The organism is Streptomyces sp. Alt3 (assembly GCF_030719215.1).
GTDB classification, from domain to species: domain Bacteria; phylum Actinomycetota; class Actinomycetes; order Streptomycetales; family Streptomycetaceae; genus Streptomyces; species Streptomyces glycanivorans.
Genome location: NZ_CP120983.1, coordinates 3,594,480 through 3,615,264 on the forward strand (window position 1 = coordinate 3,594,480; position 20,785 = coordinate 3,615,264).

21 protein-coding genes are annotated in these 20,785 nt (G+C 72.8%); 12 read left to right on the forward strand and 9 right to left on the reverse strand.

The window, feature by feature from the left end; translation table 11 throughout:
• Positions 1-114: 114 nt before the first annotated feature.
• Genes P8A20_RS15535 through P8A20_RS15550 form a run of 4 tightly spaced genes read left to right on the forward strand, consistent with a single transcriptional unit; the run spans position 115 to position 3,689 of the window.
• Positions 115-1,557: an MFS transporter gene (locus tag P8A20_RS15535; protein WP_147963981.1), complete on the forward strand. Its 1,443-nt coding sequence runs from the start codon at positions 115-117 to the stop codon at positions 1,555-1,557.
• Positions 1,558-1,584: 27 nt separating this feature from the next.
• Positions 1,585-2,067: a hypothetical protein gene (locus P8A20_RS15540; RefSeq protein ID WP_030123981.1), complete on the forward strand. Its 483-nt coding sequence runs from the start codon at positions 1,585-1,587 to the stop codon at positions 2,065-2,067.
• 25 nt (positions 2,068-2,092) lie between these two features.
• Positions 2,093-2,812 (forward strand): futalosine hydrolase, encoded by a 720-nt coding sequence (locus P8A20_RS15545; protein ID WP_147963982.1) that lies wholly within the window; start codon positions 2,093-2,095, stop codon positions 2,810-2,812.
• On the forward strand, positions 2,784-3,689 hold the full coding sequence (locus tag P8A20_RS15550) for a 1,4-dihydroxy-6-naphtoate synthase (protein WP_147963983.1): 906 nt from the start codon (positions 2,784-2,786) through the stop codon (positions 3,687-3,689). The genes P8A20_RS15545 and P8A20_RS15550 overlap by 29 nt, the downstream gene beginning before the upstream one ends.
• 48 nt (positions 3,690-3,737) lie before the next feature.
• Here the strand turns inward: P8A20_RS15550 and P8A20_RS15555 are convergent, their stop codons facing one another.
• Positions 3,738-4,121 carry a cold-shock protein gene (locus tag P8A20_RS15555; protein ID WP_014154805.1) on the reverse strand — a complete coding sequence of 128 codons (384 nt, stop codon included), beginning with the start codon at positions 4,119-4,121 and terminating at the stop codon, positions 3,738-3,740.
• A 167-nt stretch (positions 4,122-4,288) separates the two neighbouring features.
• Here P8A20_RS15555 and P8A20_RS15560 point away from each other — a divergent pair, with 167 nt between their 5' ends.
• The gene (locus tag P8A20_RS15560; RefSeq protein ID WP_147963984.1) at positions 4,289-4,525 is read left to right on the forward strand and encodes a hypothetical protein; all 237 of its coding nucleotides are present in this window, start codon (positions 4,289-4,291) and stop codon (positions 4,523-4,525) included.
• Between the two features lie 122 nt (positions 4,526-4,647).
• Here the strand turns inward: P8A20_RS15560 and P8A20_RS15565 are convergent, their stop codons facing one another.
• Entirely contained in the window at positions 4,648-5,274 is a 627-nt protein-coding gene (locus P8A20_RS15565; protein WP_371934438.1) for an HAD family hydrolase, read from the reverse strand.
• A 116-nt stretch (positions 5,275-5,390) separates the two neighbouring features.
• On the opposite strand from P8A20_RS15565, the gene P8A20_RS15570 reads away from it, so the two are divergent.
• The 5 genes from P8A20_RS15570 (at position 5,391) to P8A20_RS15590 (ending at position 10,071) form a co-directional block, all read left to right on the forward strand.
• Complete coding sequence (locus tag P8A20_RS15570; RefSeq protein ID WP_306103687.1) at positions 5,391-5,942, forward strand: hypothetical protein; 552 nt, start codon at positions 5,391-5,393, stop codon at positions 5,940-5,942.
• 181 nt (positions 5,943-6,123) lie between these two features.
• Positions 6,124-7,134: a FecCD family ABC transporter permease gene (locus tag P8A20_RS15575; RefSeq protein ID WP_306103688.1), complete on the forward strand. Its 1,011-nt coding sequence runs from the start codon at positions 6,124-6,126 to the stop codon at positions 7,132-7,134.
• Entirely contained in the window at positions 7,131-8,216 is a 1,086-nt protein-coding gene (locus P8A20_RS15580; protein ID WP_147963987.1) for a FecCD family ABC transporter permease, read from the forward strand. The genes P8A20_RS15575 and P8A20_RS15580 overlap by 4 nt, the downstream gene beginning before the upstream one ends.
• Complete coding sequence (locus tag P8A20_RS15585) at positions 8,213-9,079, forward strand: ABC transporter ATP-binding protein (protein ID WP_306103689.1); 867 nt, start codon at positions 8,213-8,215, stop codon at positions 9,077-9,079. The genes P8A20_RS15580 and P8A20_RS15585 overlap by 4 nt, the downstream gene beginning before the upstream one ends.
• On the forward strand, positions 9,076-10,071 hold the full coding sequence (locus P8A20_RS15590) for an ABC transporter substrate-binding protein (RefSeq protein ID WP_306103690.1): 996 nt from the start codon (positions 9,076-9,078) through the stop codon (positions 10,069-10,071). The genes P8A20_RS15585 and P8A20_RS15590 overlap by 4 nt, the downstream gene beginning before the upstream one ends.
• A gap of 98 nt (positions 10,072-10,169) precedes the next feature.
• Here P8A20_RS15590 and P8A20_RS15595 read toward each other — a convergent pair whose 3' ends face one another.
• The 3 genes from P8A20_RS15595 to P8A20_RS15605 all read right to left on the reverse strand — a co-directional run bounded on the left by P8A20_RS15595 (position 10,170) and on the right by P8A20_RS15605 (position 12,556).
• On the reverse strand, positions 10,170-10,715 hold the full coding sequence (locus P8A20_RS15595) for a TetR/AcrR family transcriptional regulator (RefSeq protein ID WP_147963990.1): 546 nt from the start codon (positions 10,713-10,715) through the stop codon (positions 10,170-10,172).
• Between the two features lie 12 nt (positions 10,716-10,727).
• Entirely contained in the window at positions 10,728-11,309 is a 582-nt protein-coding gene (locus tag P8A20_RS15600; protein ID WP_306103691.1) for a sugar O-acetyltransferase, read from the reverse strand.
• Between the two features lie 65 nt (positions 11,310-11,374).
• The gene (locus P8A20_RS15605) at positions 11,375-12,556 is read right to left on the reverse strand and encodes a hypothetical protein (protein ID WP_306103692.1); all 1,182 of its coding nucleotides are present in this window, start codon (positions 12,554-12,556) and stop codon (positions 11,375-11,377) included.
• Positions 12,557-12,620: 64 nt separating this feature from the next.
• On the opposite strand from P8A20_RS15605, the gene P8A20_RS15610 reads away from it, so the two are divergent.
• Positions 12,621-15,086 carry a helicase C-terminal domain-containing protein gene (locus P8A20_RS15610; RefSeq protein WP_306103693.1) on the forward strand — a complete coding sequence of 822 codons (2,466 nt, stop codon included), beginning with the start codon at positions 12,621-12,623 and terminating at the stop codon, positions 15,084-15,086.
• A 47-nt stretch (positions 15,087-15,133) separates the two neighbouring features.
• On the opposite strand, the gene P8A20_RS15615 is transcribed toward P8A20_RS15610, so the two are convergent.
• From P8A20_RS15615 to P8A20_RS15630, 4 genes are all read right to left on the reverse strand, one after another.
• On the reverse strand, positions 15,134-15,904 hold the full coding sequence (locus tag P8A20_RS15615; RefSeq protein ID WP_306103694.1) for a flagellar basal body-associated FliL family protein: 771 nt from the start codon (positions 15,902-15,904) through the stop codon (positions 15,134-15,136).
• Positions 15,905-15,995: 91 nt separating this feature from the next.
• Positions 15,996-16,793 (reverse strand): uracil-DNA glycosylase, encoded by a 798-nt coding sequence (locus P8A20_RS15620; protein ID WP_306103695.1) that lies wholly within the window; start codon positions 16,791-16,793, stop codon positions 15,996-15,998.
• Positions 16,794-16,953: 160 nt separating this feature from the next.
• Positions 16,954-17,589: an RloB family protein gene (locus P8A20_RS15625; protein WP_306103696.1), complete on the reverse strand. Its 636-nt coding sequence runs from the start codon at positions 17,587-17,589 to the stop codon at positions 16,954-16,956.
• On the reverse strand, positions 17,528-18,892 hold the full coding sequence (locus P8A20_RS15630; protein ID WP_147963993.1) for an AAA family ATPase: 1,365 nt from the start codon (positions 18,890-18,892) through the stop codon (positions 17,528-17,530). Before P8A20_RS15630 ends, P8A20_RS15625 begins: the two co-directional genes overlap by 62 nt.
• A gap of 237 nt (positions 18,893-19,129) precedes the next feature.
• Between P8A20_RS15630 and P8A20_RS15635 the strand changes: the two genes are divergently transcribed.
• Positions 19,130-20,773, forward strand: coding sequence for a DNA repair helicase XPB (locus P8A20_RS15635; protein WP_147963994.1), 1,644 nt, complete (start codon positions 19,130-19,132; stop codon positions 20,771-20,773).
• Positions 20,774-20,785 lie beyond the last annotated feature (12 nt).

The following is a 20,785-nucleotide window of genomic DNA, read 5'->3' on the forward strand; positions in this document are numbered from 1 at the left end:
CTGGTGTGTCCCAGCCGTTTTCCGGCCGGGAGGACTCACCCGACGGAGCGGACCGGACCGCGCCCCGGCCCGATCACGGGTTCGTCACGGCGGGGGGTGGGGCACTATGACCACGTGGCAGCCGCCAGGTCGTCCGACGGATCCGGCCCGCTCCGCAGGGCGGCCCGGGCGATGGGCCGTGCCCTGCGCGCCCCCTTCACCGGCGCCGCACGCGGGATCCGGAAGGCGACCCACGCCCACGGGGCGGGCGAGTCCGGCCTCGGCAAACTGATCGAGCTGCACGCGGTCAACGGCGCGGGAGACGTCATGATCACCGTGGCGCTCGCCTCCACGGTGTTCTTCTCCGTACCGACCGACGAGGCGCGCGGGCGCGTCGCCCTCTACCTCGCGGTCACCATGGCCCCCTTCACCCTGCTCGCCCCGGTGGTCGGCCCGCTCCTGGACCGGCTGCCGCACGGACGTCGCGCGGCGATGGCCGGCGCCATGTTCGCGCGGGCCGTGCTCGCGATCACGATGTCCGGCGCGGTGGCCACGGGCGGCCTGGAGCTCTATCCGGCGGCGCTGGGCGTCCTCGTCTGCTCCAAGGCGTACGGGGTGGTGCGCAGCGCCGTGGTGCCGCGCCTGCTGCCACCGCGCTTCTCCCTGGTGAAGGCCAACTCGCGGGTCACCCTGGCCGGACTTCTGGCGACGGGCGTCGCGGCGCCGATCGGGGCTGGGCTTCAGAGCGTCGGCTCCCCCTGGCCCCTCTACGGGGCCTGCGTGATCTTCCTCGGCGGGACTGTCCTCGCCTTCACCCTGCCGCCCAAGGTCGACTCCGCGAAGGGCGAGCGGAAGGCACGGCTGGCCGTCCCGCACGAGGAATCCGTCGGTCCGCCCGCCCCCGTCAAGGACTCCGAGGGGTCCAGGGGGGGCAGGCCCGGCAGCACCAGGATCGGCCGGAGGAAGGGGCGGGAGAAGCCGCCCGGACTGCGTTCCGTCGGGCCGTCCGTCCTGCACGGTCTCCAGGCCAATGCGGCGCACCGCGCACTGTCCGGCTTCCTGATCTTCTACCTGGCGTTCCTGCTGCGTGAGCACCCGCTGGCCGGGCAGAGCGCCGCGGTCTCCCTCGGCATCGTCGGCGTGGCCGCCGGCGCCGGCAACGCCTTCGGCACGGCGGTCGGCTCGTGGCTCAGGGCCCGTGGTCCCGAGCTGATCGTCGCCACGGTGCTGGGGCTCGCCCTGGGGGTGGCGGTGCTCGCCGCGGTCTTCTTCAGCACGGTGATGGTCGCCGCGCTCGCCGCCGTCGCCGGTTTCACCCAGGCCCTGTCGAAGCTGTCGCTGGACGCGATGATCCAGCGCGACGTGCCGGAGGAGGTGCGTACGTCGGCCTTCGCGCGCTCGGAGACGCTGCTCCAGATGTCCTGGGTGGTGGGCGGCGCGATCGGCATCGCGCTTCCCCTCAACGGAGCACTCGGCATGTCGGTCGCCGCCGGGATCCTCGCGCTGGGCGCGGGCGCCTCCGTACGGGGCCTCCTGGGGGCCGCACGGCGCGGCTCACCGCACCCCCGCGTGGCGTGAGCGGCACCGACCGATAACCTTCGGCGCATGACCGTTCCGTTCTTCTCCGGTAAGAGCCGTCGAATCGGCGTCGCTCTCGGTGCCGTGTCCGCGGGACTCCTTGTCCTGTCCGCCTGCGACAAGCCGACGCCGCTCGCCACCGTGACGGTCGGCGACAACTCGGTGAGCACCGAGGCCGCCTGCTACAACGACGGCAACGCCCTCAAGGAGTCCGAGATCCAGGGCTGCCTCAACAAGAAGGCGGAGAAGTCCGTCAAGGTCGCGATGGACGACAAGGTCCGCTTCGGCGTCGACCCCGAGGTCGCGGACAACGGATGGACCCTGTTCATCAACGGCCAGCAGGCCGAGCAGGAGCCGTACAAGAAGACCTACCGCTCGATCCCCGGCAGCGCGTTCTTCGCGAGCCAGACGGGCGAGACGACGGCGGACAAGACGCAGATCAGCATCGTCGAGACCAAGGGTCAGAAGCTCACGGGCGTCTGGCACTTCCAGCTCACGAAGACGTCCTGACCCCCTGATTTCGAGGACCACCGCCGTGCGGGTGCTTGTCGTGACCGCCGTCCCGGCCGAGCGGGACGCGGTCACGCGTGCGTTCGGGGCCGGGGCGCGGGTGCGTGAGGTGCCGGGCGGCGAAGTGCACCGCGCCGGCCCCTTCGACGTCCTGGCGGGCGGCGTGGGCCCCGCCGCGGCGGCGGCCGCCACCGCTCTCGCCCTCGCCACCGCGCCCGCCGACGAGCCGTACGCACTCGTCGTCTCGGCGGGCATCGGCGGCGGGTTCGCCCCCGCCGCGCCCGTCGGCTCCCTCGCCGTGGCCACCGGCATCGTCGCCGCCGACCTCGGCGCGGAGACCCCGGACGGTTTCGTGCCCGTCACCGGTCTCGGCTTCGGCAGGGACACCTTCCTGCCTCCCGAGGCCCTCGTACGGGACGTGGCGGAGGCCACCGGCGCCGTGCCGGGCCCCGTCCTCACCGTCTCCACCGTGACCGGCAGCACGGCGCGCACCGCCGAGCTGCTGGCCGCACACCCCGGAGCCGTCGCCGAGGCCATGGAGGGCTTCGGCGTCGCGGAGGCCGCCGACCGGTTCGGCGTGCCGGCGCTGGAGCTCCGGGCCGTCTCGAACACCGTGGGGCCGCGCGACCGCGAGGCCTGGCGCATCGGCGACGCGCTGGCGGCGCTCACCGAGGCGTTCGGGAAGACCGCACCTGTAGTGGAAAGTTGGACCCGGCATGACCGACTCGACCGACACCGTGACTGACACCGCGACCGACCCGGCCGGGGCACCGCTCCCCGCGCTCCGGATCGCCTACTCGCCGTGCCCCAACGACACCTTCGTCTTCGACGCCTGGGCGCACGGAAGGGTCCCCGGCGCGCCCGCCCTCGACGTGACCTTCGCCGACATCGACCTCACCAACGGCATGGCCGAGCGTGGCGAGTTGGACGTGCTGAAGGTGTCGTACGCCGTGCTGCCCTGGGTCCTCGACGAGTACGCGCTGCTGCCGTGCGGCGGGGCGCTCGGACGTGGCTGCGGGCCGCTCGTCCTCACGAAGGAGGCGGGCGCCGACCTGACGGGCAGGACCGTCGCCGTGCCGAGCGAGCGCTCCACCGCCTACCTGCTGTTCCGGCTGTGGGCGGCCGAGGTCGTACCGGACGGGGTGGGCGAGATCGTCGTCATGCCGTTCGACGAGATCATGCCGGCGGTGCGCGACGGCCGGGTGGACGCCGGGCTGGTCATCCACGAGGCGCGCTTCACCTATCAGAACTACGGCCTGCACAGCCTCGCCGACATGGGCGAGCACTGGGAGTCGACCACCGGCCTGCCGATCCCGCTCGGCGCGATCATCGCCAAGCGCTCGCTGGGCGAGGAGACGCTGAACCGGCTGTCGGAGTCGATCCGCACGTCGGTGCGGATGGCGTGGGACGACCCGGAGCGTTCGCGTCCGTACGTCCTGGAGCACGCCCAGGAGATGGACCCGGCCGTCGCCGACCAGCACATCGGGCTGTACGTCAACGAGTTCACCGCCGATCTCGGCGAGCACGGCTACGCGGCGGTCCGCGGCCTGCTGACCCGGGCGGCGGCCGAGGGGCTCGTGCCGGCTCTGGCCCCGGACGCGTTCTCCGTCACCGGGCGCTGAACCGGGGGGCGGTCCGGGCCGCGAGGGTCCGGCCGCCCGCCGGGCACGTCAGACGTCGAGCTGGTCGGCGACCGCTCTCAGCAGGCCGGCGATCTTCGCGCCTGCGGCCTTGTCGGGATAGCGGCCCCGCTCCAGCAGCGGCGTGATGTTCTCCAGGACGGTCGTGAGGTCCTGCACGATCGAGGCGAGTTCGTCCGGCCTGCGCCGCTGTGCTGCGGCCACGGACGGTGTGGGGTCGAGGATCACCACGGAGAGGGCCTGGTCACCGCGCTGACCGGCGACCACACCGAATTCGACGCGCTGACCGGGCTTCAGCGCTTCGACGCCGGCCGGGAGAACGGAGGAGTGGACGAAGACGTCGGCGCCGTCGTCGCGGGAAAGAAAGCCGAAGCCCTTTTCCGAATTGAACCATTTGACCTTACCCGTGGGCACGTCTGTCCTCGTCCTCGATCTCGTCGGTGCGCGGGGGAGCCGCGAAAAACGGCTCCGGATAGCAGTACAGCGGGTCTGTGACCCGCCGTGTCCCAGGCTAATGGCCCAGGGGCCGGACACAAGACGTCGCCGAAGGGTTCCGCCGAGCTGGGAACTACCCTGGCCGGGTGAGTACTACTCCTTCCGGCGCAGGCGACCGGCTCGTACAGGTCGGCGCGGTCGTCTTCTTCATCGGCGCACTGGCCACCCTCGTCACCGTCGCCCCCTTGTTCCTGGGCACCGATCCCTTCCCGCCCGTCGCCTACGCGGTGTGCATGCTGATGGGGCTGGGCTTCCTGATCGCGGGCGCGGGGGTGGTGCGCTCGGTGTGGATGAACTCCCCGAAGCGCGCCGCCGCGAGGTAGCCGGCCGCTGTCCGCGGCCCGCCACTCGCGCGCGTACTCGTCGAGGACGACGCGCCTCCGGGAGGAGACCGAGCCGCTCCCGGACAATGGCGCGAATCCGGTGCTCGTGATCCCGGGACACGTCAGGACGCCGCGAAGGTCCTCAGCCAGGCGGGGAACTCCGTGAGGCCCGGAAGGATCACGTCGGCTCCCGCCGCCCGCAGCTCCTCCTCGTCGCACGGGCCGGTGACGACGCCGACCGACAGGGCGTTCGCGGCGTGCGCCCCGCGCACGTCCCCGGTGTGGTCACCGACGTAGACCCGTGCGCCGTGCTCCAGGAGCGCCTCCGCCTTGCCCTCGGCCCAGAGGCCGCCGATCAGGACGTCCGCCGCGATGCAGAGGTGCGCGAGGTGGAGCTTGGCGTTCGGTTCGTACTTGGCGGTGACGACCATCGCCCGCCCGCCGAGCGCCTGGACCGCCTCCACGGCCTCCCTGGCACCGGGGAGCGCGGTGGTCGGCGCGATCGCCGTGTCCGGGTACATCGCGCGGTACCGGTCGCAGGCCCCGGCGATCGCGTCGGCCGGGAACCAGTTGGCCATCTCGTCCTCGAGCGGCGGCCCGAGGCGGCTGACGACCAGGTCCGTGTCGATGTACACACCCGTCTCGGCGGCGAGTCTCTCGTAGGCGGCCCTGATGCCGGGCCGGGAGTCGATGAGCGTCATGTCGAGGTCGAAACCGACCGTCAAGGTGTGTGAGGACATGCTCCCCATTGTGCCGACCGCCCCGGCTCCGGTGTCCGGCCCCTCGGCGGCGGGGGCCGGGCGCCCGGAACCGGCCGCGGGGTGCAGACTCACGGGACCCGCCCGCTCCAGCCGAGGGACCAGAGTTGACCCCGCACTCCCTGGCGTTCCACGTCCACGTCGTCGCCACCGGAACCGTGCTCGGCCTCCGTCCGTCCGACTCCCCCGGCCGGGTCGCGACGGTTCTGGGCCCGGACTTCGCCGAGAACACCTTCGGCGGACAGGCCATGTTCCGCGACTACGGCCTCGCGGAGTTCCACTTCCACCGCGCCCACGCCCGGGACGCTTGGGAGGGGCACCACTTCAGCCTCCAGGTGCACCGGCTCGCACGCCGCGACCGCGCCATCCCCGGCGAGGTTCTGCGCACCCGCTACGGGCGCTTCACGCCCCGGCTCCGCTTCGAGAAGTTGCGCCGGCTCCTGGAACGCCGCGGGGTACCGCTGGTGGAGATCCCGGAGTACGCGGGGAACGCACCATACTACCGCACGTTCTGGCAGCCGGATTCCTTGACTGCGGTCTCCTTCGTCGCCGAGCGCGGTGAGTACAGCACGCCCGCCGGTCTGCGGGCCGGTGACGTGTACGGCATTCAGGCGCCCGTCACCGCCCAGGACGTGGAGTCGCGCACGGCACGGGCCTGAGGCCCGGGGCCGGGGCCGGGGCCGGGGCCGGGGCCGGGGCCGGGGCCGGGGCCGGGGCCGGGGCCGGGGCCGGAGGCGCCCTGCCGGGGGCCCACAGGGCGCACATAGACTTAGCCAAGCCTTACCTCGCAATGCCCCGTTCCGTGCCGGTTCCCGGTCCTCGCCCACCCGATTGGTCCCGATGGCAGCCGCCCCTCCACGCCTGTCCAGACGCGCGCTCGCGACCGCCGCGGCCGTCGTCGCCCTGCTGCTGTCCGTCCTGCTCAGCCTCGCCGTCGGGGCGAGGACCATCGCGCCGTCCGCGGTCCTGGACGCCCTGCTGCACGGCGGGCACTCGGACGCCGCCGAGGTGATCCGGCAGATGCGGGTGCCGCGCACCGTGATCGGGCTGATGGTCGGCGCCGCGCTCGCCCTGGCGGGCACGGTGCTCCAGGGCATCACCCGCAACCCCATCGCCGACCCCGGCATCCTGGGGATCAGCCAGGGCGCCTCGGTGGCCGTGGTGCTGGCCATCGCGTACGCCGGGATCCACACCCTCACCGGCTATGTGTGGTTCGCCTTCGGCGGGGCAGCCGTCGCGTCCGTGGCCGTGTACGCCATCGCCTCCCGGGGCCGCGGCGGTGCGACGCCGGTGAAGCTCGCGCTGGGCGGGGCCGCGATCAACGCGCTGCTGGTGTCGGTGACGATGGCGGTGCTCACCACCAAGGCCTCGGCGCTCGACGAGTTCCGCTTCTGGCAGGTCGGCTCGATCGCCGGCCGGGAGGCCCAGGTCGCCCAGCAGATCTGGCCGTTCCTCCTGATCGGCACCGTCCTCGTGGTGTCCGTGGCGCGCGGACTCGACGCGCTGGCGCTCGGCGAGGACGTCGCGAAGGGGCTGGGCCAGAACGTCGGGGCGGTCCGGATCGTCGGCGGCATCGGGGCGACCGTGCTCACCGGCGCGGGCGTCGCGGCGGCCGGGCCGATCGCCTTCGTCGGCCTCGCGGTCCCGCACATCGCCCGGGCGATCGTGGGCAGCGACCACCGCTGGGTGCTCCCCATGGCCGCGCTCGTCGGCCCGGTGATGCTCCTCGTGTCCGACGTCGTCGGCCGGGTCCTGTTCCCGCCCGGTGAGGTCCCGGCAGGCGTCATGACGGCCCTGATCGGCGTCCCGTTCCTCGTCACCCTCGTACGCCGGAAGGCGGTGCCCGCATGAGCGCGGACACGGCGGTGCCCGTACGCACTCCGGTCCGGCCCGCCGGTTACCGGGTCGTGCGGGTCGGGAAGCGGGGCCGTCTCCTGGTCCACCGGCGGGCGGGGCTCGTCGCGGCGGCCCTGGCCGTCCTCCTGGCGGCGGTCTGTGTCGCGTACCTCTGCGTCGGCGAGAGCTTCGTGGCGCCCGCGGAGGTCGTGAAGGTCGTCATCGGGCAGCCGTCCCCGGACGAGCTGGTCGTGGGCACGCTGCGGCTGCCCCGCATGGTGGTCGGGCTCCTCGTGGGTACGGCGTTCGGGATCGCCGGGGCACTGATCCAGACCGTCGCCCGTAACCCGCTCGCCAGCCCCGACATCATCGGCATCAGCCAGGGCGCGAGCGCGCTCACGGTCGGCGCGATGACCTTCGGCCTCACCTCGTACACCGTCCTGCCCTACCTCTCGGTCGTCGGCGGGGTCGCCGCAGCGGCCCTCGTGTACGCCTTCGCGTGGCGCGGCGGGCTCCACGCGACCCGGTTCGTCCTCATCGGGATCGGCTTCGCGATCGCCCTGCGGTCGGTGACGACGCTGTTCCTGACGAAGGGCGACTACCTGGTCGCCCAGCAGGCGCAGATCTGGATGACGGGCTCCCTCAACGGCCGGGGCTGGGACGAGGCCGCTCCGATCGGCTGGGCGCTGCTCGTCCTGCTGCCCGCCGTGCTGTGGGCGGCGTGGGCGCAGCGCACCGTCTCGATGGACGACGACACCGCGACGGCGCTGGGCGTCCGCCTCGGGCGCGTACGGCTGGGTCTCGTCGCACTCGGGGTGGTCCTGGCGTCCGTGGCGACGGGCACGGCCGGGCCGGTCGACTTCGTGGCGCTGCTCGCCCCGCAGATCGCCCGCCGGATGACGCGTACGGCACAGATCCCGCTGCTGTGCTCGGCACTGCTCGGCGCCGTGATCGTCGTGTTCGCGGATCTGCTGGCCCGCAGGCTCTTCTCCCCCACCGAGCTCCCGGTGGGTGTGCTGACGGCGGCGGTCGGCGCCCCGTATCTGATCTGGCTGATCATCCGTGGCCACGGCGGCCGCGCTGGAGGCAACGCATGACGACGACCCGTACCGAGAACAGCGCCACGTCCAGGCTCGCGGCGCGCTCCCTGACCCTTGCCTACGACGACCGCACCGTCGTCCACGAGCTGGACCTGGCCGTTCCCGACGGCTGTGTGACGGTCATCGTCGGCCCGAACGCCTGCGGCAAGTCCACGACCCTGCGGGCCCTCGGCAGGCTCCTGAAGCCCGCCGGCGGATCGGTGCTCCTGGACGGCACGGAGCTCTCCCGCATCCCCACCCGCACGATCGCCCGGTCGGTCGGGCTGCTCCCGCAGACACCCGTGGCTCCCGAGGCGATCACCGTCTCGGACCTGGTCGCGCGGGGCCGTCAGCCGCACCAGCGCTGGTGGCAGCAGTGGTCGGACGACGACGAGCGCGCGGTGACGGAGGCCATGGAGCGCACGGACGTCACGGCGCTCGGCGACCGGCCGGTGGACGAGCTGTCGGGGGGCCAGCGCCAGCGCGTGTGGATCGCGATGGCGCTCGCGCAGGACACGGATCTGCTGCTGCTCGACGAACCCACGACGTATCTCGACATCGCGCACCAGGTCGAGGTCCTGGACCTGGTGCGCCGGCTCGCCGCCCCGGCGGCGGACGGCACCCGCGGACGGACCGTCGTCACCGTCCTGCACGACCTCAACCAGGCCGCCAGGTACGCCGACCACCTCGTCGCCATGAAAGAGGGCCGCATCGTCGCCGAGGGGCGGCCCGGCGACGTCGTCACGGCCGGGCTGGTGCGTGAGGTCTTCGGTCTGGAGGCCGTCGTCGTCCCGGACCCGGTCACGGGTTCCCCGCTCGTCGTGCCCGGCGCCCCCTGGGCTCCCGCCCCGCCCCTCCGAAGGAAAGGCTCTCCGACATGACCACACCTTCCGCGGCCCGTCTGCTCGTCGCCGGTTCGCTGGCCGTGACCGCCGCGCTGGTCCTCACCTCCTGCGGCTCGTCGGACTCAGGCTCCGGCTCCGGCTCCGGCTCCGGCGGTCCGGCCTCCTCCTCGGACTCCGGCACGCACACGGTCGCCACGGCCATGGGCGACATCGAGGTCCCCGTGGCACCGGAGCGGGTCGTGGTCCTGGACACCGCCGAGCTGGACTCCGCGCTCACCCTCGGGGTGAAGCCGGTCGGTGCCACGCACACCGGCACGGAGTCGGGCTTCCTGAGCTACCTGCCCGAGGACCGGGTCGAGGGCATCGAGGACGTCGGCGAGATGATGACGCCGAACCTGGAGGCCGTCGCGGCGCTGAAGCCGGACCTGATCCTCACCAGCAAGATCCGGCACGGCGCCGCGTACGGCGAGCTGTCGAAGATCGCGCCGACGGTCATGACGGAGAACACGGGCTACCCCTGGAAGGAGAACTTCCAGGTCCACGCCGACGCGCTCGGCAAGGTCCCGGCGGCGGAGAAGGTCGTCGCCGGCTACGACGCGCACGTCGCCGAGGTCACCGAGGCGCTCGGCGGCAAGGAGAAGGCGGCGTCCACCGAGGTCAACGTGGTGCGCTTCGTCGAGGGCGCGGACATCCGCGTCTACGGTCGGCAGAACTACATCGGGACGATCCTCGCCGACGTCGGCCTCGGCCGTCCCGCGATCGTGGACAAGGCCGAGGACGGCTTCTCGTACGACGTCAGCCCGGAGAAGATCGACCAGGCGGACGCCGATGTCGTCCTCCACTCGACGTACGGGGACGCGGAGAAGTCCAAGGAGAAGCAGACCTTGGGCAGCGGCCTGTGGAGGAACATGGCCGCGGTCCGGAGCGGCAGGGTGTTCCCGGTCGACGACGAGCTGTGGATCCAGGGCATCGGCTACACGGCGGCGGACAGGATCCTGGACGAGCTGCGGGCCGATCTGACGAAGTGACGGCGGGTGTGCCTGTGGGGCGCGGGGTCAGGTCCGCGCCCCACAGGCGGTTCCGGGGTCGTACGCCGGGCCTCGCCGCGGCCCGGTGAGGGGTCCGCTCAGATGCCGGACGTCATCCGCCGCACCGCCAGCCGTGTCAGCTCGCGGCTCTGCGGCTCGGTGTCGAGCGACCGGTGCAGGGCAAGCCCTTCGATCAGCGCGTCCAGCGTGCGGGCGGTGTCCGGGTCGAAGTGCTGCTCCAGGAGGCGGCGGCTGCGGTTCATCCAGGCGTGGGTGAGCTCGCGGTACTCGTCGCGCCGCGCGGCCAGCGTGTAGAGCTCCTGGGTGAGGACGAGGTCCCGGCGGGGCCCTTCGGAGAGCACGTGGATGAGGTCGACGACGGCCTCACGCGCCTGCTCGGGGGTGTCGACCCGGCCCAGGTACAGCTCGAACACGGCCACGATGTGATCGGCGAAGCGGGTGAAGGCCTCCCGCAGCAGGTCGTCCATGCCACCGAAGTGATACGTCATCGAGCCGAGCGGGACATCGGCGCGCACGGCGATCTTGCGGTGCGAGACGCCCGCGACGCCCTCCTCGGCGATGTGGTCGAGGGTGGCGGCGAGGATGCGCTCGCGCCGCTGCGGATCGGTACGTCCGGTGGCCATGGGACAGCAGTATCAGACGCCGCGGACGACACGGGCGGGGTTGCCCACGGCGACGACGTCGGCGGGGACGTCCTTCGTGACCACCGCGCCCGCACCGATCACGGAGTTGTCGCCGATGGTCACCCCGGGGCAGACGATGACGCCGCCGCCGAGCCAGACGTTGTCACCGATCGTGATGGGGAGCGCGGCCTCCAGCTTGTCGCGCCGGGGCCCGGGCTCCACGGGGTGGGTGGGGGTGAGGAGCTGGACGTTGGGGCCGATCTGGCAGTCCTCGCCGATGGTGATGCGCGCGACGTCCAGCGCGGTGAGGTGGTAGTTGACGAAGGTGCGGGCACCGATGGTGATGTTGCTGCCGTAGTCGACGTACAGCGGCGGGCGCACGTCGACGCCCTCGCCCACCGAGTCCAGCAGCTCCGCGAGGATCGCCTTGGCGGCGTCCGCGTCCTCGGTGTGGGCGGCCTGGAAGCGGGCCATGAGACGCATCGCCCGCTGCTGCTGCCGGGCGATCTCCGGGTCGTCGGCGATGTAGAGGTCGCCCGCGAGCATGCGTTCGTGGTTGGTGCGCGGATCGTCTGCGAAGTAGTCCGTCGGCATGCGCACGATCGTACCCCCGAGATGTACGAACGTACACTCCTCGGTCGCGTTCATCTGCCGCGTCGTCACCCGGGCAGTCGGCGGGACCGCCACACGAGGTACAGCGCCGACGCGACCGCCGCCACCCGCACCACCACGGGCCAGGCCTCCGTCATCGCGTCGCCCACCGCGCCCTCGGCCAGGGGAGCGCCCCAGCGGCCGTCCATGCGCCCCCACACCCAGACGAAGGCGCCGGCCACGACCACACCCGGCAGGCCCATCGCCACCCACTTCGCCTCCGCGCGCGAGAACTTCCGTGAGCTGTACGCCAGCAGCCAGCCGCCCGCCAGCGCCAGCCACGAACCGAGCACGGCGCCGGCCACGAGCAGCACGGCGGCCAGCAGCAGCAACGGGTTCGAGAGCCGTGGCCGCGCCGCCGCCCCGGCGTCCACGACGGCCCGCCGGGGGCGGCGCAGCCGCAGCTTCCGGCGGGCCGGGGGAACAGTCTCCGCGGGCGGCTCCTCCCCCTCCGCGGCCGGTTCCCTGCCGCCCGCCGCCGGTCCGGGCTCCTCCTCCACCGGTGCGCGCGGTCCCGGGGCCTTCGGCGTGCCCGGCATCCCGAACAGCTCCGGGCTCTCCAGCCCGCCCACGAACCCCGGCACGGCCGTACCGGGGCCCATGGCTCCCGGCATGCCCGCCGCCCCCTGTCCGCCCTCGCCGAAGGGGCCGGGCTCGATCCGCCACCAGTCGGGCTCACCCTCGGACGGCGCCTGGCCCAGGCCCGTCATGTGCGGGGCCGACGCCGAAGGCCAGTCCGGTACCGGCTCCCCGGCACCACGCTCCTCGGGCACGGGCTCCGCGACCGCCGGGCCGGGACGCGCGGAACCAGAGGGCGCGGGCTCCTCGGCGCCCTGCGACGCGCCCTTGCGTGACGCGTCTTTCCGGAGCATCCCCCGCCGCGCCCGCGGCACCCCGCGCCCGTCCGCCGTCGCCCCGGCGCCGTCGGCCCGGGGCGACGGCAACGGCACCGCCCCGTCGCCCGACTCGGCCGCCGCGGAGACGAGTTCACCGGGTGCGCCGAGCCTGCCGAGGATGCGCCGGACCACGGCCGGGGAGTCCGAACCGTCGGTGCCGCGCTGCCGGTCGATCTCGCCCCTGAGCGTCGCGACGAGTCTCATCCGGGCGCCCGAGGACAGCTGTTGCTGCTGCGCCAGGTCACCGACCCGGCTGAGATAGTCGAAGACAAGCTGGTCGCTCTCGATGCCCACGCGATGGTTCTCCCTCCACCCGCCCTGCCCCGACGGTAGCGTTCCAGCGGCTACCGTGGGACGGATGGGGACGACCACACCACCGCGTACGCTCGCCGAAGCTCTGCGCGCACGGGGCGACGAATCGCTGGCAGGGCTGCTGCGCGCGCGCCCCGACCTGCTCAGCCCCGTGCCGAGCGACATCACGCAGCTGGCGACGCGCGCCGGTACGCGCGCCTCCGTCGTCCGTGCGCTGGAGCACCTCGACCGCTTCGCCCTCCAGGCCGCGGAGGCCCTGGCCGTGGCGCCGGACCCGGCTCCCTACGACACGCTGCTCGCGCTCCTCACAGGTGACGGCCAGGACGACGGCGCCGGGCGCGGCGACGCCGGCGCGGCGATCACCGCCGCGCTGCCCGGCGCCCTCGCGACCTTGCGCGAACAGGCCCTGGTCTGGGGCGAGGACACCGCACTGCACCTCGTACGCACCGCGCGCGAGCTGCTGGCCCCGTCCCCGCAGCACCCCTCACCCACGGGCCTCGGACCGACCGTGGCCGAGGCCACGGCCGGGATGTCGCCCGGCAGGCTGCAGGAGATCCTGGCCGCCGCCGGGCTGCCGGCCACCCATGACCCGGTGTCCGCCGTCGCCGCGCTGACCGGGCTGTTCACGGACCGGACCAGGATGGCGGAGCTGCTGGACACCGCACCGGTCGAAGCGCTGGCCGTGCTCGACCGGCTGGTCTGGGGACCGCCGTACGGCGAGGTCACGCCGAACCCCGCCCCTCCCGTGCAATGGCTGCGCGACCGCGGGCTGTTGCTGCCCGTGTCGACACGCACCGTCGTCCTGCCGCGCGAGGCGGCGCTGCATCTGCGGGCGGGCCGCGCCCACCGCGTGCCCGAGCCCGTCGCCCCGGAACTCGTGGCGGCGGCCGAGCGGGATCCCCAGGCTGTGGACAGGGCGGCGGCCGGCCAGGGCTTCATGGCACTGTCCACCGTCGAGGAACTGCTGAAGCTGTGGAACGACGGCGGCCCGGCCATCCTCCGCGCGGGCGGCCTGAGCGTGCGCGACCTGAAGCGGGCCGCCGGAGCGCTCGACGTCACCGAGCCCGTCGCCGCCTTCTGGATCGAACTCGCCTACGCCGCGGGCCTGCTGGCCTCCGACGGCGAGACCGACGAACGGTACGCGCCGACGCCCGCGTCCGACGAGTGGCTGGACCTGCCCGCCCAGGACCGCTGGACCCACCTCGTGACCGCCTGGCTCGCCGCCACGCGCACCGCGGGCCTGATCGGCGGCCAGGACTCCAAGGGCCGGGCCCTGTCGGCGCTCGGCCCGGACCTGGACCGCTCGGCCGCGCCCGAGGTACGCCACCGGGTCCTGGCCCTGTTCGCCGGGCTCCCGCCGGGCACCGCACCCGATCCGCAGACCCTGCTCGCCCGGCTCCGCTGGGAACGGCCGCTGCGCGCGACCGGACCGGGCGGACCGGCGGCCCCCGCCGACGCCTCCGACCTCCGCTCCCGGATCGCCCTGTGGACGGCCAACGAGGCGGAGCTGCTCGGGATCACCGGACGCGGGGCCCTCTCCTCCCAGGCCCGGGCGCTCCTCGACGAGGGCCCCGACGCAGCCGCCGCCCGCCTCGCCCCGCTGATCCCCGAGCCCCTGGACCACGTGCTGCTCCAGGCCGACCTGACCGCGGTCGCCCCCGGCCCGCTGGAACGCCCGCTCGCCGACATGCTCTCGGTGCTCGCCGACGTCGAGTCCAAGGGCGGCGCGACGGTCTACCGCTTCACCCCCGGTTCCGTGCGCCGGGCGCTCGACGCCGGGCGGGCCGCGACCGACCTCCACGCATTCCTAGCCACCCACAGCCGCACGCCCGTGCCGCAGCCGCTGAGCTACCTGATCGACGACGTGGCACGCCGCCACGGCCATCTGCGGATCGGCGCCGCGTCCGCCTACGTTCGCTGCGACGACGAGGCCGTGCTCAACGAGATCCTGGCCGACAAGCGTTCGGCGACCCTGCGGCTGCGCAGGCTCGCACCGACCGTCCTGGCCGCGCAGGCCGATCCGGGCTCGCTGCTCGAAGGGCTCCGCGAGATGGGGTACGCCCCGGCCGCCGAGTCCGCCGAGGGCGACGTGCTGATCACCCGGGCCGGTGCCCGCCGCACTCCGCCCCGTACGCCGCCCGTACCCGTCCCCGAGGGGCCTCCGGTCCCGGACGCCACGCTGCTGGCCGCCGCGGTCCGGGCGGTCAGGGCCGGTGACACGGCGGCCAGGGCCGTCCACCGGGAGACCACGGACACGGCGTCGGCAGGCGCCCTCCCCCGCACGACCCCGGCCGAGACCCTGGCCACGGTGCAGGCGGCGGCGATGACCGGTTCGGCCGTCTGGATCGGCTACGTCAACGCGGACGGCGCGGCCAGCCAGCGGGTGATCGCCCCGGTCAAGGTGGAGGGCGGCTTCGTGACGGCGTACGACCACACGGCCGACGAGGTCCGGACGTATCCGCTGCACCGGATCACGGGCGTCGCCGAACTCGCCGACGAACAGACGAGCTGACGAGCTGACGAGCTGACGAGCAGCCGCCCGCCTGGCAGGAGGAGCGTTCAGGCGGGGTCCATGTCCCGGACGCGCTCGAACGTCTCCGTGCCGGAGGCGCCCTTCTTCCACTCGACGGTCAGGGTGTTCCCGTTCTGCTCCAGGTTGCCGACGCGGTCCTTGTCCTCGACCCGGACCCCGTCCTCCTTGCAGAGCAGGGCCATCTCCAGGAAGTCGCCGCTCTCGTCCTTCTGCCACCGTCCCTCGCAGTCCAGGCCGTCGGTGGTGGTGAGGATCGCGTTGACCCGGGCGGGCTCGTCGAGATGCTCCTCGCCCAGCCCCAGCGTGGAGCCGGAGACCTGCCAGACGGCCTGCAGCCCGGTCCCGGTGGGCGTGGGCACGGCGGGCTCCGTGGAGGGCTCCACGGGCTCGTCCTCCGTCGGACCGGGGTCGGCGGAGACGGAGACGGAGGGGCTCTCCTTCGCGACGGGCGCCGCGGGCTCGTCGCCGTCGGCCCCGAGCGCGAACCAGAGTCCTCCGCCGATCAGGACGAGAGCCACGAGACCGGCCCCCACGACCAGTGGGGTACGCCGCTTCCCCGGTGCCGGGGGCGGCGCCCCCGCCGGTCCGTACTGCGGCGGCAGGGGGTGGGCGCCGTACGGCGAGGGCTGCTGGGGCTGCTGGGGCCCGGTGGCGTAGGGGTTGTCCGGCACGGGCTGCCCGCCGTGCGGGTTCCCGTACCCGGCCTGCGGCGGAACGTACGGCGACTGCGTGGGCGGCGGCGTGGGCGGCTGGGCGCCCGACGGCGGCTGCGGCGGCCAGGGCGGCGGCTGGGTCATGGTGTTCCTCCCCCGCGGCCGACACGCTGCCGGCCGAGCGTTCTTTTCTATCAGCCGCTCCTGACTGCCCGTCGGCCGAGGGAGAGGCCGGTCAGGGGACCTCGGGGGAGACCGGCAGCCCGCCGAGGGCGGCGGCCTCCCGCAGCACGTCGACGAGCATCGGCATGGTGAGCCGGCCCGTGAACGTGTTGCGTTGGCTCGGGTGGTAGCTGCCCAGCAGGTGCAGCTCCTGTCTGCGCTCCGTGGCGGGCAGCACGACACGGGCGCCATGGCCGAACACGGGCCGCGGGCGTGGCATCTGCCAGCCCGCCCCGGCCAGCACCGGGAGCAGGGCCTGCCAGCCGAAGCCGCCGAGGACCACCACCGCGCGCAGCCCCGGGCTGAGCAGGTCCAGCTCGGCCGACAGCCAGGACCGGCAGGTGTCGCGTTCCGCGGGCGTGGGCTTGTTCGCCGGGGGCGCGCAGTGCACGGGTGAGGTGAGCCGCACCCCGCGCAGCGTGAGCCCGTCGTCCGCGTCGACGGAGGACGGCTGCGAGGCGAGCCCCACGGTGTGCAGCGCGGCGAAGAGGAAGTCACCGGCCGCGTCGCCCGTGAACATCCGGCCGGTCCTGTTGCCCCCGTGCGCGGCGGGCGCGAGCCCGACCACCGCCACCGTCGCGTCCGCGGGCCCGAACCCGGGCACGGGCCGCCCCCAGTACTCCTGGTCCTGGAAGGCGGCGCGCTTCACCTCGGCGACCTCCTCCCGCCAGGCGACCAGCCGGGGACAGGCCCGGCACCGCGTGACGAGCGCGTCCAGCTCACCGAGCCCGGAGCACCGCGGCGCGCGGCGGGCCGGGAAGCCCTGGTCATCGGCTTCCGGCACCGGGCCCGCAGCCTCCGCAGCGTCCATGCCTCCACGCTACGGGCTCGGCCGACAGTGTCGCGGAGCACAGAGAGGAGCTGTGGGAGCGGGGAAGGCCCGGGTCCCGGATTCCCGGACGTGAGGGGCGTCGCTGTGGCCGACGACGCGACAGCGCGGGCGCCCGGCGTCATGCGGTGTCAGCCCGGTTTCAGCCCGGCTTCTGCCCTGCCGCCATGAGCCGCCCCACCAGCTGGTCCACGTCCGTCCATGGATTGTCCGCATGCCCTGCGCCGCGCTGTCTCAGGCGTTGTGCACGGTCCGCCGCGTTCGGATAACGCTCCCGGACACTCTCGAAGTCGAGATGCTTGCGGCTCGCGGTGTAGCCGCTGATCCCCTGCTTCTCCAGCGCCTTCTGCGCGGCCTCCCACGTGTGGTAGCCCGAGACATCCCTGAAATGCAACAGGATCCACAACTCGAAGCAGGGGTTCGTGAGGACCACCTCGACACCGTGGCGTCGCGCCAGTGCGAGCGCCTCGTCAAGACCGGCGTGCGGTCTGGGCGCCTCCACGTCGATCACACACCAGACCTCGTCGTACTCCGTCCGCCGGTCCTCGCAGGAGCGCGAAGCCCGCTTCTTGTGCTCGATCGCCGCGCGGACGAGCGACTTGGGTTCACCGTGTTCACCACCCACGCAGATCGACACCGGAAGGGTACGCACCTCGGTCCTCAGACCCCGGAAGTACTGGACCTCCGTGCACTCCCCCTCGCAGTAGATGAGGTACCTACGCTGCTCCTGGCGTACGCCCCGCGTCCGCTTCAGCGGCTTTCCCCGCTTCACTGCCACCCCCAAGCCTGAGAGCCGCGGCCGTATCCCGCAGCAGCTCGTCCTCCAAGTGCGGGACCGCGCCGAAGCGTCCGCCCAGGTAGCGCCTCTCCAGGTTGTCGACAGAATCCCGGACGGAGAATTCCGTCATCGGGAACAGCCTCGTCGTGAGCGCTCCGGGGTCCTTCTCCGTGAACCACACCTGGTCCCTGAAGAGCTCCGTCCGGACGTTGCGCCCCAGCAGCGCGGCCTCATGGGTCGTGAAGACCAGCTGGGCCCCGGCCGTGTTCGTCTCGGGGGACTGGAACATCCCCACCAGAGCGTCCACCAGGTAGGGATGCAGACGCGCGTCCAGCTCGTCCACGCACAGGGTCCCGCCCTCGGCCAGCGTCGTGACGACGGGGCCCACGAGCCCGATCCACGTCCGCGTACCGCTTGATTCCTGTGCCAGATCGAGGGCGAACGTCCCCTCGGCCGTCCGGTGCTCCACCCTCACCCGTTGCTTGCTGTTGACCTCGACCTTGGCCTTGTCCCCCAACGCCTCCTGGAGAACACGCGAGATCCGCTTCTGGCCCTCCAGCACGGTGTCGTCCCACTCCGCGATCTCCAGCCCGGACACTCCGAGGTCGGCGAAACGCAGCAGCGTCATCACGGGCGACGGCTCGCTCCCCCCAAGACCGGCGAGGCAGAGCTGGACCGTGCGGTCGAGCCGCTGGGAGAAGTTGTGATCCGTGGCCACCCGCAGGCCGGAACTGAACCACTGGAACACCCTGTGGAGCTGATCGTGTCCCTGTGCCGCTGCGACGGACAGATACAAGCTGTTCGGCCTCAGCAGCTCGGCGATCACTTTCCGGCGGCCGGTGAGCCAGCGGCCGAAGGTGACGACGTCCGCCGCGTCCCGCTCGTAGAGACGGCGCTGCCGACCTTCGGGGTAGTAGTAGAGCCACTCCTCGGTCACGCGTGTGTCATCCACGGAGAAGCCGAATTGATGGCGTACGCCCTCCAGTACGAAATCCACGGCGAACGAGCTCGGCTGCTCCGCGCCCTTCCCACCCAGTGCGAAGGGCCGACGCGGCACACCCCCGTCGGGGTCCCAGCGACGGAACGACGAGAGCACTGCCGTCCGCATCCAGGCAATGGCATCGACGACGTTCGACTTGCCCGACGCGTTGGTGCCGTACATCGCGAGCACGGGCACGGCCCGGAGCTCCCCACCGGGCGCCGACACCTCAGCTCTCGTGTCGTGCCGGTCCGCAGCGATCAGCGAGAGCTCCTGCTCGTCGAGGAGCGAGGCGTGATTCGCCACCTGGAACCGAAGCAGCATGGCGACTCCTCCAAGCGTCCTCTGATGTCGTTTGGTGGTCTGTATCGTCAGGATCTGACGATACAGACCACCAAACGACATTGCATAGCCCTATCACCCTTCCGGGTCCATGCTTCGGGCGGCAGGCCGGCTCCTGTCCGGCACACGACTCCCCCGCTCACGCCCCCGATGCGGCACACTGGACGTTTGGCCGTTCGCACCCGGACTGCCACCCCCCGCAGGAAAGGGCCGACGCGCGTGACCGGACCCCTCATCGTCCAGAGTGACAAGACGCTGCTCCTGGAGGTCGACCACGACCAGGCCGAGGCCTGCCGCCGTGCCATCGCGCCCTTCGCCGAGCTGGAGCGTGCACCCGAGCACATCCACACCTACCGGCTGACCCCGCTCGGCCTGTGGAACGCCCGTGCCGCGGGGCACGACGCCGAACAGGTCGTCGACGCGCTGGTCGAGTACTCGCGCTACCCCGTGCCGCACGCGCTCCTCGTCGACATCGCCGAGACGATGGCGCGGTACGGCCGCCTCACCCTGTCCAAGCACCCGGTCCACGGTCTGGTGCTGACCTCCAACGACCGGCCGGTGCTGGAGGAGATCCTCCGCTCGAAGAAGGTCCAGCCGCTGGTGGGGGCACGCCTCGACCCGGACACCGTCGCCGTGCACCCCTCCGAGCGGGGGCAGATCAAGCAGACGCTGCTGAAGCTGGGCTGGCCGGCCGAGGACCTCGCCGGTTACGTCGACGGCGAGGCGCACCCGATCGAGCTCGACCAGGACGGCTGGGCGCTGCGTCCGTACCAGAAGCAGGCCGTCGACGGGTTCTGGCACGGCGGCTCGGGCGTCGTCGTGCTCCCCTGCGGCGCGGGCAAGACGCTGGTCGGGGCGGGTGCCATGGCCGAGGCCAAGGCAACCACGCTGATCCTGGTCACCAACACCGTCTCCGCACGGCAGTGGAAGCACGAGCTGGTGAAGCGGACCTCGCTGACCGAGGAGGAGATCGGCGAGTACAGCGGTACGCGCAAGGAGATCCGGCCGGTCACCATCGCCACGTACCAGGTGCTGACCACGCGCCGTAAGGGGATCTACCCGCACCTGGAGCTGTTCGACTCCCGCGACTGGGGTCTCGTGATCTACGACGAGGTGCACCTGCTGCCCGCGCCCGTCTTCAAGTTCACCGCCGACCTCCAGGCCCGCCGCCGCCTCGGCCTCACCGCGACGCTGGTGCGCGAGGACGGGCGCGAGTCGGACGTCTTCTCGCTCATCGGGCCCAAGCGGTTCGACGCACCGTGGAAGGAGATCGAGGCGCAGGGCTACATCGCGCCCGCCGACTGCGTCGAGGTCCGCGTGAACCTCACGGACTCGGAGCGCCTCGCCTACGCGACGGCCGAGCCCGAGGAGAAGTACCGGTTCTGCGCGACGACCGACACGAAGCGCAAGGTCACCGAGGCGCTCGTACGCAAGCACCAGGGCGAGCAGACCCTCGTCATCGGGCAGTACATCGACCAGCTCGACGAGCTCGGTGAGCACCTGAACGCCCCTGTGATCAAGGGCGAGACGAGCAACGCGCAGCGCGAGAAGCTGTTCGGCGCGTTCCGTGAGGGCGAGATCAGCGTGCTGGTCGTGTCGAAGGTCGCGAACTTCTCGATCGACCTGCCGGAGGCGACCGTCGCGATCCAGGTGTCGGGGACGTTCGGCTCGCGCCAGGAGGAGGCGCAGCGGCTCGGCCGGGTGCTGCGGCCGAAGGCGGACGGGCACGAGGCCCGGTTCTACTCGGTGGTCGCCCGCGACACGATCGACCAGGACTTCGCGGCACACCGCCAGCGGTTCCTGGCCGAGCAGGGCTACGCGTACCGGATCGTCGACGCGGACGAGCTGCTCACGGAGAGCTGACAGGGAGCGGGG